This is a genomic window from Actinospica durhamensis, from assembly GCF_018139695.1.
Classification (GTDB): domain Bacteria; phylum Actinomycetota; class Actinomycetes; order Streptomycetales; family Catenulisporaceae; genus Actinospica; species Actinospica durhamensis.
Genome location: NZ_JAGSOG010000101.1, coordinates 1 through 13,438, shown reverse-complemented (window position 1 = coordinate 13,438; position 13,438 = coordinate 1). Strand labels below are relative to the sequence as shown.

Below are 13,438 nucleotides of genomic sequence, written 5' to 3'. Positions count from 1 at the left end.
AGTGAGATGCGTTACGGGGTATCGAGATAGCGCTGTACCGATGGCGCGATCGAAGCGACCACGTGCTCGATGGGCAGGGATGCGAGCGGTTCCTGGCGCAGGACGTAGCGGCACAGGGCCACGCCGAGCAGTTGCGACTGGACGAGCGCGCCACGTACGTCGGCGTCAGCGGCGCCCGTCGCGGCGATGGGGCCCACGATCAGCTTCGCGAGCACCGCTTGGAGCTGCGTGGCCACTTCACCGCTCGTGACGGCGGTGCGCAGCAGCAGCATGAGCTCGTCGCCGCTCGCGGGGGCTTCCCAGCGTTCGATGAGGTGACGCACCAGCGCTTCGCCGCGCCGGTCCGGCGGGACGGCGGCCAGGTCGAGCACCGGCACGTCCGCGGTCGCCACGGCGGCGAACAACCCCGCCTTGGACTCGAAGTACCGCATCACCATGGACGCGTCCACCCCGGCCGTCGCGGCGATGGAACGGATCGTGGCCCGGTCGTACCCCTGCGCCGCGAACGCCGAACGCGCCGCGTCCAGGATCGCCCGCCGGGTGCCCGCCGACCGTGGGCCGCCGTGGCCCGGCACGCTCTGAGCGGCCTCGACCCGCCCCTGGGTGTCCTGCGTCGCCTCCATGTCCTCAGCGTACAACTTTCGCCACCGATGGTTTGCCAACGTCCGTTAGCCAACGCGCGTTGACATTACCTCGGCGCGCGATCTAGCGTGGTCGACGACCGGGAACGCAGGCTTACGCACTTCGGAAGGCCGCCATGAGCACACAAGCGCCAGGACCGACCAGATCCCGGGCGAGGTTCCGGCCGCACGCGCTCTATGTCGCCGCGACGACGCTGTTCGCGGCCGTCTTCGTCGCCGTGGCCCTCAGTGCGTTCCACGCACCCTCCCCGCACGCCCTGCCGGTGGGCGTGGTGGCGCCCGCCTCGGTGGCCGGCCAGGTCGGGCAGGCGCTCGACCACGGGGCTCCGGGCGGCTTCGACCTGCGGGTTTACGGCAGCGCGGCGGCGGCTCGGACCGCGATCGCGCACGGCGAGGTGGACGGCGCCCTGGTCGAGGGGTCCGGCACGATGCAGCTGCTGGTGGCCCCGGCGGCCGGCGCCACCCCGACGCAGGCGGTGACCACCGCGTTCACCGCGGTCGCCGCCCACGCCGGGCAGCCGCTGACCGTGACCGACGTGGTGAAGCCCGGGGTCGGCGACTCGATGGGACTCTCGCCCTTCTTCCTCGTGCTGGGGGTGCTGATTCCCAGCGTCGCGGTGGGGTCGGGTTCGGCGCTGGTGTTCCGACGCTCCCGGCCGCTGTGGTGGCTGGCCGCGCCGGTGCTGGCCGCCACGGCGATCGGCCTGGCCACCGCGGGCGTGGCCGACGGCGTGGCCGGACTCGGGAACTATCCGGCGCTCGCCGGCATCGTCGCGCTGTTCTCGCTGGCGGTGGCGGCCCCGACCGCCGCGCTGGCCCGGATCAAGCCCCCGCTCTCGGTGCTGGCCGTGCTGGCCTTCGTGGTCTTCGGCATCCCGGGCAGCGGCGGCCCGTCCGGGCTCGCGCCGTTCGGCCCCGCCTTCCTGCGCGCGCTCGACCCGGTGCTGCCGCTCGGGCTCGCGGCCCAGGCCACGCGCCGGGCGGTCTACTTCGACGGCTACGGTCTGGCGCAGCCGCTGGGGACACTGGCCGCCTGGGCCGTCGCGGGCCTCGTCGTGCTGGCCGTGGTCGCGGTGCGTCGCAGAGGCCGAGTGCAGCCGCCGCAGGGCGCCGCGAGCACGCCGCTTTCGTACTCCGGCGTCGTGGTCGGATTCGACGACTCCGAGCCCGCGCGGCGGGCGCTGGCCCAGGCCGCCCGCCTGGCCGCCGCCCGGCACGAGAGTTTGCACGTCGTCTACGCCGACCACGTGGTGCTCGAGACCGATCTGACCGGATACGCCCAGGCCGCGATCGAGGCCACCCGGGAGGAGACGGCCGACGCGGTGGCCGCGGCCGCCGCCGAGATCGTGGGCGCGTCAGGCCTCGACTACACCTTCGAGCGGCGGCGGGAGGCCCCCACCGACGCGATCCTGTCCGCGGCCGCCGACCTGACCGCCCGGGGTGGATCAGAGCCCGTCATCGTCGTGGGCCGGTCCGGCCACGCCGCGCACCGATTCCTCGGCTCCGTCCCCAGCCACCTGCTGGCCCGCTCGCCGTTCCCGGTGCTGGCCATAGCCTGACGGGCCCTCACCAGGTCGGCACCAGCCCGCCGTCGATGCGGAAGAACGAGCCGGTGACGTTGGCGGTGGCGTCCGAGGCGAGCAGCAGGACGAGGTCTGCGATCTCCTCGGGGCGGGAGAAGCGCCCGGTCGCGCTGGCGGCCGCGGCGCCCTCCCGCACCTGTCCGGGAGCGGCGCCGGTGGCGCGGCCGACCGAGTCGGCGATGCCGTTCTCACCGAGCCACAGGTCGGTGGCCACCGGCCCCGGGCTGACCGTGTTGACCCGCACGCCCTTCGGCCCGATCTCCTTGGACAGCCCCTTCGCGAAGGCGTGCAGGGCGGCTTTGGCCACGCTGTAGTCGAGCACCAGGGGGTCGGGCAGTTCGGCGTTCACCGAGCCGATGTTGACGATCGCCCCGGAGCCGCGTTCGACCATGCCGGGCAGCACCGCGCGCGTCATCCGCACCGCGGCGAGCAGGTTGAGCGTCAGCGTGTCGGCCCACTGCTGGTCGGTGATGCCGGCGAATCCGCCGGGCCGCGCCGGGGCGCTGCCGACGTTGTTGACCAGAATGTGCACGGGACCGCCCGCCGCGGCGGCCAGCCGCTCGGGGCCGTCGGCCTGCGCGAGGTCGACCTCCACCGCGCGGACCGAGGTGCTTTCGGCCAGCTCCGCCAGTTCGTCGGATCCGCGCCTGGCCCCCGCGACCACCTCGGCCCCCGCGGCGGCGAGAGCTCTGACGCAGGCCAGGCCGATTCCACGGCTGGCCCCGGTGACGATCGCGGTGCGTCCCTCCAGCTCGAGTTCCATCAGTCCGCGTCCCTTCGATCTCGATCTCGTGCACCCGGGGTCGGCCTGCCCGGAGTGGATGGCGTCCGGCGGTGAGCTCACCAGGAGCACGGTCTTGCCGGGAGCACCTGATGCCGCTTCGCCCGTTCGGCATCGGGCGGGCCGGCCAGCAGGATCATGAAGCCGCCGGGAATGGTCGGAGTGCGGTCCGAGCCGTCCTTCCGGGTCCAGTTCAGATCCCACCCGGGTTACCTCCAGGAAAAAGGCGGGCCCGCTCACCCTCATTAGACGGGTGAGCGGGCCGCGTCGCAATCGGACTTACGGCAGACTCCACTGCTGGTTGGAGGTGTCTCCGCACGCCCAGATCTGGACCTGGGTGCCGGAGGCGCCGTAGCCGGTGTCGTCGAGGCAGGAGCCTGAGTTCGTGTTGACGAGCTCACCGTTGGACTGCGCCTGCCACTGCTGCGCACCGGTGCCGTTGCAGGTGTAGAGCTGCACCTTCGTGCCGTTGGCGGTGCCCGCGCCGGACACGTCCAGGCACTTGCCGAGCGCCTGAACGGTGCCGTTCGACTCGACCGTCCACTGCTGGGCGTTGGTGCCGTTGCAGGTGTAGACCTGGACCGCGGTTCCGTCCGCGGTCGAGGCCGAGCGCACGTCCAGGCACAGGCCCTCGTACCCGGTGATCGGCCCGGTCGCGCCGGTGCCGCCACCCGGGTTCGCGTTGCCCGGCGCGACGGTCCACACGAAGCTCTGGCTCGCCTGGGCGCCGTTGCCGTCCTTGGCGGTGACGGTGACGGTGGTGGTGCCGGTGGTGGTCGGGGTGCCGCTGATCGCGCCGGTGCCCGCGTTGATCGACACGCCGGCGGGCAGGCCGGTGGCCGAGTAGCCGAGCGTCTGCCCGCTGGTCGTGTCGCTGCCGCTGAGCGAGAGCGCGGCGGCCGTGTTCACGACGTTGTCCTGCGGGCCCGGGTTCGCGAGCGTGACCGGCTGGCCGAGCTGGGCCGCCGCGACGGCGAGTGTCCCGGTCAGCGGCAGGCTCGCGCTGGAGTCGCCGACCGAGATCGTGTAGTTGCCGGTGGAGGTGGCCCACGCGTTCGAGCTAGCGTTCCAGTACTGCAGGTTCTGCTGGGTGAGCGGGAAGGTGACCGTGGTGCTCGCTCCGGCGGCGAGGTTGACGCGCTGGAAGCCCTCGAGGGCGAGCGGCGGCTGCCCGGAGGCGGCCGGGTCGGTGACGTAGAGCTGGGCGACGTCGGCGCCGGAACGCGAACCGGTGTTGGTGACGGTCGCGGTCACGGTCGCCTGCCCGCCCGCCGTCAGCGGGCCCACCTGCAGGTTGCTGAACGAGAAGGTGGTGTAGGACAGGCCGTAGCCGAAGGGGAACAGCGGTGTCAGGCCCTGGCTGTCGTACCAGCGGTAGCCGACGTCGACGCCCTCGGAGTACTGCACGGTGCCGTTGGTGCCGGGCCACTGCGCCGTGGTGGACGCCGGGACCTGGGAGAGCGAGGTCGGGAAGGTCACCGGCAGGTGCCCGGACGGGTTGGAGTTGCCCAGCAAGACGCTGGCGATCGCGGTGCCGTCCTCCTGCCCCGGATACCAGGCCTCGAGTACGCCCTTGACCGAGGAGAGCCAGGGCATGGTGACCGCGGATCCGGTGTTGAGCACCACGATCGTGTTCGGGTTCGCGGCGGCCACGGCCGAGATCAGGTTGTCGTCCGTCGTGCCGAGGTCGATGCTCGTCAGGTCGCTGCCTTCGGACTCGTAGTCCGAGACGAAGACCACTGCGACGTTCGCCGCGGCAGCCGCGCTGGCGGCCGAAGTGTCAGAGGACCCGGCGTTGTAGGTCACCGTGGTGCCGCTCGGCACGGCCGCCTGGATGCCCTGCAGCGGTGTGACGGTGCCGCTGGAGTTCACCCCGGCGCTCCCGCCGCCGTCGGTCTGCGGGCTGGTGGAGGCGTCGGCCCCGATCACCGCGATCGACTTGTCGGTGCTGGTCAGCGGAAGCACGCTGCCGGAGTTCTTCAGCAGCACCGTGCCCTCCTCGGCCAGCGAGGTGGCGGCCGACTGGTCGGCGAAGCTGGTCGCGGTGGCCGACGGGGATCCGCTCGGGGTCTTGTCGAACAGGCCGAAGCCGAACATCTGGGTGAGGATCTCGGAGACCGCGGTGTTGATCGTGCTCTGACTCACCTGGCCGGAGCTCACGGCCGACTGCAGGGCACTGCCGTAGTACCCGTCGTTGCCCGGCATGTCCATGTCGAGCCCGGCGTTCGCGGACGCCGCGGTGGAGTGGGTGGCGCCCCAGTCGGAGGTGACGAAGCCGGTGTAGCCGAACTGCCCGCGCAGCACGGTGTTCAGCGTGTACGAGTTCTGGCAGGCGGCGGTGCCGTTGATCCAGCTGTAGGAGCACATGACCGAGGACGCGGCGCCCTGGCCGGTGGCGGCCTGGAAGGCGGGGAGGTAGATCTCCTGCTCGGCCTGCGTGGAGATGACGGCGTTGTCGGTGGACGAGTTGCGGTTGGTCTCCTGGTTGTAGACCGCGAAGTGCTTGACCTGCGCCATGACGCCGGTGGACTGCACGCCGCGGATGTCGGCGGCGCCGAGCTGGCCGTTGAGGTACGGGTCCTCGCCGACCGACTCGAAGGCGCGGCCCCAGCGCGGGTCGCGCACGATGTTGATCGTCGGGCCGAGGTCGATGGTCGTGCCCTTGGCCGCCTGCTCGCGGCCGATGACCTGGCCGTAGGTCTGCTCGGCCGCGGTGTCCCAGGTCGCCGCGGCGTCGACCGGCGCGGGCAGCTGGGTGACGTTGCTCATCCCGTCGCCGACGCCGGCAGGGCCGTCCTCGAGATTGAGCGCGGGGATGCACAGCGCGCTGATCGGCGGGATGTACCCGACGTAGCTGGAACCGGACACGCCGGTCATCAGCGCGACCTCCTGGGAGAGCGTCATGCTCGCCATCAGCTGGCTGACACGCTGGGAGATCGGCGCGGTGGAGCCGACCCAGGGACATGCGGTGGACGCGGCGGACGCGGCCGGAGCCGCTCCGACCGAGACCGCCAGCGGTGCGGCCGCGGTGGCCAGCGCGACCACCGCCAGGCGGAGCCGGCCTGATCGAGACCGGTGGTGGGTGAAGGGCACGATGTCTCCTCGCATCTGCGGACCAGTAGAACAACGTGGGTTATTGGTTGTTCGCAACAACAAAGAAGTTCGCAACCGGGATGAAACACATACTTCAGAGCACTGTCAAGCCCTGGTGGTCCGAGGACTGCCGCGCTCCGGGCCCGCCGGGCCGCCCGTGATTCATCGCGCTCTCATGAAGTTCCCACCTCAGCTTCATGATCGGCCGGGGCTCCCGGCGCGGGCCATCGGATTTTTGTTGTCCGCGACGACTTCCGGAGCGGTTTCCGCGGCGGCCGCCCGTGCCGCGCGCAAGTCATACCACTGCAATCCACAGCTCCCCCATCCGCCTCATCTATGATTCCGCGAAACGGGACGAAACAGACTAATCCGAGGGAAATCCGATGGCCGGTATGATGAGCAGGCGAACAGCACTGCGACGCGGTGCGACGGTGGCCACGGCCGGGCTGGCCGCCGCCGGGGTGCCCGTGCTGGTGACCGTCCCCGAAGCCCGGGCCGCCGTCGGCGAAGGCGTCTCGACACCCTGGGACAAGCTGGCCGAACTGCTCGACGAGGCCGGCGCGGGCCGGCTGTTCGAGCCGGCGGAACGCCTGTTCGGAACGCTGGGCGTGCCGAGGAACCACGTGTACATCGACAACCGGCCTCTTCGCATCCTCGCTCCGCGGGACATCGACGGCGACCGCGGCGCGACCGGCGTGGAGATCGCGGTCGCCTGGGCCGGTGCCAACGGCGTACGGGTCATCCCCTACTCCAACGGGCACAACTACGCCGGCTACTCCGCCACGGACCCGCGCGACGCGTGCCCCACCCTGCTGGTCGATCTGAGCGACAATCAGCTCAAGCAGCCCGCGCTCGCGGACGGAGCGGGCGGGACCGTCGTGCTCACGGCGGGCTCGGGCACCACCAACGGCGACGCCTACCCGTTCCTGCGCACGAACCCGTTCCGCGGCCGGCAGTGGGCGGTGCCGACCGGGCGCTGCCCGACCGTCGCGCTCGGCGGGCTCACCTTGGGCGGCGGCATCGGCTTCAGCGACCGCAAGTACGGACTGACCTGCGACACCCTGGTGGCGACCACGGTGGTGACCCCCGCCTACGGGAAGGTCGTCGCCACGGCCGATCAACACAGCGACCTGTTCTGGGCCTGCCGCGGCGGGGCCGGAAACAACTTCGGCATCCACGTCGACTTCACCTATGCGGCCCACCCGGTGCCCGACCGGTTCTGCGTGTTCGACCTGAAGTGGCAGGCGGCCGACCTGGCCGCGAAGGCGTGGTCCGTGTACGACGCGTTCCGCCGGCTGCTGTTCGAGGGAGATCAGTCCGACCCCCGGCTGGCCGACTTCCATCTGCGCTTCGGCATCGGCACCGCCGGCCGCGACCAGGCGGAGGCGAAGCGCAACGCCCGCTGCAACGCACTCGGGGAGTTCTACGGCTCGAAGCGCGAGCTCATCGCCTTCCTCGAGAGCAGGGGCTTGCCGGCGGACCTGGTCGCCGACTTCGAATCCGGGACGCAGGACCTGAACTTCTGGGACGCCACCAACTACACCTTCGCCACGACGCCGATCTATCAGTGGGGAAGCAAGTCGGCGATCGTGGACGAGCGCGACGTGCTGGATGAAGCGAGGATCGCCACCTGCGTCAGGTACGTGCAGAGCTGGCCGGGCAGCCACAACGACGACGGCGCCGGGATCGCCCTGTTCGCGCTGGGCGCGAAGATCAACGAGAAGGACCCCACCGCCACCGCGTTCTGGCACCGCCGGGCGCAGTTCATCATGGCGCTCGAGTCCAGCTGGGCGGACAACGACTCCACGGACCTCGCGGACCCCACCAGCACGGCCGCGAAGTGCCAAGCGTGGCTCGACGACTTCTACCTGCGGGTCTGGGGCGAGGCGGGGCCGTCGCACTGCTACCAGAACTTCCCCGACCCCGACCTGACCGACTGGCAGGCGCGCTACTACGGCGGGAACTACGCCAGGCTCCGGGAAGTCAAGACGAAGTACGACCCCGATGGAATGTTCCACTATGAGCAAGGTATCCAAGCGCTGAGGCCCTCTCCACGGTAAGTCGTGCCGCAGTGGCGTGCGACGCGATTGCGCTCGCGTCGCACGCCACTGCGGGTTCTGGCGCCGATCAGTTGAAGCTGACCACGTCGCTCGGCCCGCCGAAGGTCGACGAGACGGCCGTGCCGGTCCCGTCGATCACCGACTGGATGCCGCCGGAGCCGTTGAGGAAGACGGTGAAGATGTCGTTGAACGAGATGCCCGAGGTCTGCGGGGCCTGGAAGGCCATCGCGTTCTCGATCGCCACGCCCTGGTCGAAGTACGAGTACGAACCCATGCCGTAGCCCTTGAACGAGGTCACGGAGTTCGGCAGGTAGAACGCGGGGTACCCGTCCTGGGTGGAGCTGGACATCCACGCGGACTGCGACGGGACGTCGTAGGGGTTCTCGTTCTGGAAGAAGACCACCTCTCCGCCCTGTCCGGACCACACGACCTCGTCGCCCTGGTAGTGCTCGACGGCCAGGCCGTACGCGGTGACGTTGTTGCCGCCCACGGTCAGGCCGGTGGTGGCGGTGTTGCTGGTCCACCCGGCGCCGGCGCCGTGGTCGGCCCGCCAGGACCACACGTCGTCGAGGATCGAGTTGTTGCTGTCGTCGATGAAGGCGTCGGTCACCGAGCCGGCCTCCTCGCCGCCGACCCGGAAGGCCAGGTCGTCGAAGGTGTCCGGGTTCGAGGCGTTGTTCGCGCCCGAGCCGGCCACGCCCGCGGTGAGCAGACTCGGCGAGGTGGTGGGTCCGGCGTCGAAGATGAGCCCGGAGACGTTCACGCCGGCCACGTCCGCGATCGACATGGTGGTGTTGCCCGCGCCCGGGATCAGGGTGGCGAAGCCGAGGCCGATGATCTTGGTGTTGGCGTGGGTGACCTGGATGGTCTGGTTGTAGGTGTAGACGCCCGGGGTGAACAGCAGGTTGTCGCCGGCCACGAGCGCGGCGTTGATCTGGCTGATCGTGCTGGAGGCGTTCACCACGTAGAAGGTGTTGATCGACAGCGAGCTGCCGGCGGTGTTGGCGCCGTTCTCGGTCCAGCTCGCGCCGGAGGAGTTGGTGCGCACGCCGGGCACGAACACGTTGTAGGCGCCGGAGGAGTTCTGGTACAGGTAGGGCTCCTCCTCGGTCACCGGCGCGCTCGAGAGCGTGGTGTAGGAGTTGGGGCCGCCCGAGTCACCCGAGTTCGACGCGAAGCTCTGCGCCGGAGCGCCGCTCACGCCCGCGAAGACCTGGTTCCAGACCGCGTTGCTCCACGAGCCGACGCTGCCGTCGCGGTCCACGTACTGCTGCTGCGAGCCGTTGGTGACCGTGCCGCTGAAGTTCGAGTCGGCGATGAAGCCGCCCGAGGCGTAGTCCGGCGAGCCGTCGCAGTAGTCCATCAGCGTCGTGTTGCCGTTGACCTGAACCCGGCGCAGCGGCGAGTCCTGGGACGAGGCCCAGACCTCCTCGCCGGAGAAGCAGCCGGTCAGCCCGGCGACGTTGATGGTCAGGTTGCTGACCGAGCGCCAGAAGTTGTCGGTGGCGTTGCAGTTGGTCTGCACGCCGCCGGGGCACTGGTTGTAGGAGTCGATCGTGCCGTTGATGACCACCTGGCCGGGGTTCTGGCCGAGGCCGGCGATCTCCTCGTAGTAGCCGACCTGGAAGTCGAGCGGCGTGGCGGAGGTGCCGTAGGTGCCCGGCTCGAACAGCAGCGCGTAGCGCTGGGTGCCGAACTGGTTCGGGTTCTGCTGCGTGCCGAGCGAGTTGAGCGTGCTCTGGATCGAGGAGAGCGACATGCTCGGGGTGAACACGTACACGTTCGACCCGAAGCTGCCGCCGGTGGCCGGCGGGGTCCCCGTCGAAGTCGGGGAGGCCGAGGGCGAGGCGGAGGGCGAAGCCGAGGCCGAAGCCGAAGCCGAGGCGGACGGGGACGGCGAGGAGCTCGAGCCGCCGCCGTTGTAGACGGTGAAGTTCACCATCGACCACCAGTTGGTGCTGACCGCCGCGGTCAGCTGGACCCGGATGTACTGGGCCGTCTGGTTGGCGAAGCTCGCGGTCACCGGGTTGGCGGAGGCCGTCGCGGTGTCCACGACGGTCCAGCTGGTGCCGTTGCTCGACACCTCGACCTCGTAGCCGTGCGCGTAGTCGCCGCCGTAGCCGCCCGAGTCCATCACGATCTGGTTGAAGGTCTGGGCCGAACCCATGTTGACCTGCCAGTACATTCCGGCGGCCTGGTCGGCGTCGGAGCTGAACCGGGCGCCGGTGTCGCCGGAGATGGCGTTCTGCGGGGCGTCGGCGGCAGCGGAATTGGTGTTCGCGGAGGCGACCCAGCCGGTCTCGCTCAGCGCCGTCTCGGCCGCCTGGGCGGTGCCGGAGACGGCGACCACCAGTCCGGCCAGCAGGGCTCCGGTCGCGGTCGCGGCGGTCACCCCGCGGCGTAGCGTGTGCGGACGCGCCGGGGACGGAGTGCTCGGAGGCGTGCTCGACCCGGTGGACGCGCCGCGTCGCGCGCCGGTGGGCCAGGAGTATCTGGACATGCTGTCTGTTCTTACCTTTCGGCTGAACGGGGGTGTCCGGGTCGGACGGCCCGGACCTCGGTGCTTTGCCGTGCTCGGGGCGCGCGGGCGCCGCGATGACGCCGCGATGCCTGCGCGTTTCGGTACTTCGGCACGGTGAACCGACTGGCCGCGTGGGTAACGCAGGAGCTTGCGTCGCGCTGCCGTGCTGTGCGATGTCGAGCTGTGCGATGCCGTGGTGCGGTGTGCTCAGCAGCCTGCGGGTGCGCTGAAGTGGTCGCGGCACGAGGGCTGTGGTGCGGTGGGTCGAGTTGATCTCTGCGGATCCTGGAGAGCGCTCTCCAAGGCGGAAGTGAACAACCGCGCGGCATCCGTGTCAAGACTTCGGAACGTCCGGGCAACAACCCCGTGGCAGGCCCGTGCCACGGTGACCCTGACGACGCGTCAGTGGCCGCGCCCCGCCGAGCATCCCGCCCCGAGACGGCGCAGGACCGGCGCGCCGGACGCAAGCTCGCAGTCCGGGCTCGTTCTCACCCGCGGAGACAATCGCAGAGACGACGGGCCCTGATTCCCCCGGGCCGGCCGTACGGGTGCTGCCGCCGCCGGAGCGGGCAGGACTCCGCCGGGGTTGAGGATAATATGCCGAACGGGACGGACTGCCCTCTCATCAGCCCTTCCAGGTTCGGACCTGACGGGATCCGGCTACGATCACGGCGTACGTGAACGAAGCTGAATTCATTTACCTGGTAGACGTCCACATTATTTCGAAAGACATAGGCAACCTTCGGCTCATATGCTCATAAATCAATGCTCTGGCATGAATGTGCGGCGGCGCCACCCGGGATAAGGGATGCAACCTCACTGATATCCATCTCACCCCGTGGGCTCTCGATCCGGTCGGTGCCGATGACAACCGCTCTCGTGGGCATAAGGTGGAGGTGGGCAGGCGAGCCCGGTCGATCCGCGCCCGGCGTCGCTCCCCGATCCCTTGCGAGGCACGATGCGCTGCATGATCGCCGGTCAACCCTTCTACCTGGAAGCACCGCAGGTGGAGGCAGCCATGCGCGGCGCCGAACCTGAGCCGTTGCGCGGAGCGTGCGCGCAGGTGGGCGGACGCTGGTATCCCGTCATGCAGATCGGCGCGGCGGTGACCGGCCAGGATCGGCGCGATTTCACGAGCGCGGACGTGTCGAGGGCGCTGGCCAGCCTCGGCCTGACCTGCAGGTCCGCCCCTCCCGTCGCGCTCTGACGGGGAGCGGGCCGACCCGGGTGCCGAAGTCGGCGTCAGGCCCGTCCCACCGGCTCGATCGGCTCGATCCGCCAGTGCGGACGGGCGCGATCGGTCAGGACTGCTGCTCCTGGGCGGGACGGTGCCAGCCGCCCTCGGTCAGGCGCTCGGCTTCGGCCGGCCCCCAGCCGCCCCTGGCGTACACGGCCGGCTTCACCGGGGAGTCCAGCACCTCGGCCAGGATGCGCCAGGAGTCCTCGACCATGTCCATCCGGGTGAAACGGCGCGGGTCGCCGCTGACGGCGTCGGCGAGGATGCGCTCGTAGGCGACCGTCCCGCTGCCGGTCAGATGGGTGAAGTCCAGGCGGGCCGCGACCGGTTCGACCGTCTCGGCGTCGCCTTCGTGCTGGGCCACCAGATCGAAGGTGACGCCCGCTTCGGGGCTGATGCGGAAGCGGATGAGGTTGGGGCTCGCTTCCTGGGCGCAAGCGGTGTGGAAGTAGCCGAAGGGCGCCCGGTGCAGTTCGGCGACGATCTCGGTGGCCGTGGCGCTCAGCGTCTTGCCCGACCGCACGGTGAAGGGCACGCCCGCCCAGCGGTCGGTGTCGACGTAGGTGCGCAGCGCGGCGTACGTCTCCGTGTTCGATCCCGGCGCGACGCCGCGCACGTCTGTGTAGCCGTCGTACTGGCCCCGCACGTAGTCCTCCGGGCGGACCGTGCGCACGGCTCGCAGGGCGCGGGCGCGCTCGTCCAGGATGTCCGCGGCGGCGCCTGTGCGCGGGGCTTCCATGACGAGGTAGGCGAGCATCTGGAGCAGGTGGTTCTGCACGACGTCGCGCAGCGCGCCGGTGCCGTCGTAGAAGCCGCCGCGGTCCGCGACGTCGAAAGCCTCCGCCATGGTGATCTGGACGCTGCGTACGTGGTGGCGGTGGAGCAGTTCGCTCAGCATCGTGTTGGCGAAGCGGATGGTGAGCAGGTCTTCGATGGCGTCCTTGCCGAGATAGTGGTCCACCCGGCGCAGCCGCTCCTCCGGGAAGTATTCGGTGAGCCGCGCCTGAAGGGCTCGGGCCGAGTCGAGGTCGTGGCCGAAGGGCTTCTCCACGATCAGCCGGGCCTCGTCGGCCAGCCCCGCCTCGGCCAGGCAGGACGCGGCTTGCGCGTAGCCGGAGGGCGGCAGCGCGAGGTAGTGGGTACGGAAGCGGGCCCCGGGAGTCTGCTCGGCGATGGAGGCGAAGGTCTCCGCCCGGTCGTAGTCGACGGTGGCCAGCCGAAGCAGGCCGGCGAAGCGCTCGAAGGCGTCCTCGTCGGGCTCCGCGTGTGCCGCCACGGCCTCGCGGGCGTGTTCGCGCAGCCGCTCGATCGTCCAACCGCCGCGGGTGACACCGACGATGGGGATGTCGAGCTCGCGTCCTCGGACGAGTTCGTAGAGCGCGGGCAGCAGCATCTTCTTGGCGAGGTCACCGGTGATGCCGAACAGCACCAGGGCGTCGGCGCGGGTGGCGGCCTCGTCGGAGTGGGTGCGTGAGTTGGCGGTCATACGCGACTCGCTTCGCAGGCGGGGTTTGGGCGGGCG

At 70.5% G+C, this 13,438-nt stretch carries 8 protein-coding genes; 3 read left to right on the top strand and 5 right to left on the bottom strand.

The genetic code is table 11. The features are described from left to right. Positions 1 to 11 precede the first annotated feature (11 nt). A complete protein-coding gene (locus tag KDL01_RS20110; protein ID WP_212530082.1) occupies positions 12 to 623 on the bottom strand; it encodes a TetR/AcrR family transcriptional regulator in 612 nt (203 codons plus the stop codon). A 134-nt stretch (positions 624 to 757) separates the two neighbouring features. Here KDL01_RS20110 and KDL01_RS20105 point away from each other — a divergent pair, with 134 nt between their 5' ends. Beyond that, positions 758 to 2,200 (top strand): universal stress protein, encoded by a 1,443-nt coding sequence (locus tag KDL01_RS20105; protein ID WP_212530081.1) that lies wholly within the window; start codon positions 758 to 760, stop codon positions 2,198 to 2,200. A gap of 7 nt (positions 2,201 to 2,207) precedes the next feature. Here the strand turns inward: KDL01_RS20105 and KDL01_RS20100 are convergent, their stop codons facing one another. Both KDL01_RS20100 and KDL01_RS20095 read right to left on the bottom strand, forming a co-directional pair. Further along, positions 2,208 to 2,987: an oxidoreductase gene (locus tag KDL01_RS20100; RefSeq protein WP_212530080.1), complete on the bottom strand. Its 780-nt coding sequence runs from the start codon at positions 2,985 to 2,987 to the stop codon at positions 2,208 to 2,210. Positions 2,988 to 3,284: 297 nt separating this feature from the next. Continuing rightward, positions 3,285 to 6,098: a glycoside hydrolase family 3 C-terminal domain-containing protein gene (locus tag KDL01_RS20095; protein ID WP_307846451.1), complete on the bottom strand. Its 2,814-nt coding sequence runs from the start codon at positions 6,096 to 6,098 to the stop codon at positions 3,285 to 3,287. A gap of 383 nt (positions 6,099 to 6,481) precedes the next feature. On the opposite strand from KDL01_RS20095, the gene KDL01_RS20090 reads away from it, so the two are divergent. Further along, complete coding sequence (locus tag KDL01_RS20090; protein WP_212530078.1) at positions 6,482 to 8,158, top strand: FAD-binding oxidoreductase; 1,677 nt, start codon at positions 6,482 to 6,484, stop codon at positions 8,156 to 8,158. A gap of 67 nt (positions 8,159 to 8,225) precedes the next feature. On the opposite strand, the gene KDL01_RS20085 is transcribed toward KDL01_RS20090, so the two are convergent. Then, positions 8,226 to 10,658 carry a discoidin domain-containing protein gene (locus KDL01_RS20085; protein WP_212530077.1) on the bottom strand — a complete coding sequence of 811 codons (2,433 nt, stop codon included), beginning with the start codon at positions 10,656 to 10,658 and terminating at the stop codon, positions 8,226 to 8,228. 988 nt (positions 10,659 to 11,646) lie between these two features. Here KDL01_RS20085 and KDL01_RS20080 point away from each other — a divergent pair. Then, a complete protein-coding gene (locus KDL01_RS20080; RefSeq protein ID WP_246576706.1) occupies positions 11,647 to 11,886 on the top strand; it encodes an SCO5918 family protein in 240 nt (79 codons plus the stop codon). A gap of 94 nt (positions 11,887 to 11,980) precedes the next feature. Here the strand turns inward: KDL01_RS20080 and zwf are convergent, their stop codons facing one another. Continuing rightward, complete coding sequence (zwf, locus tag KDL01_RS20075) at positions 11,981 to 13,402, bottom strand: glucose-6-phosphate dehydrogenase (protein ID WP_212530075.1); 1,422 nt, start codon at positions 13,400 to 13,402, stop codon at positions 11,981 to 11,983. Positions 13,403 to 13,438: the final 36 nt, after the last annotated feature.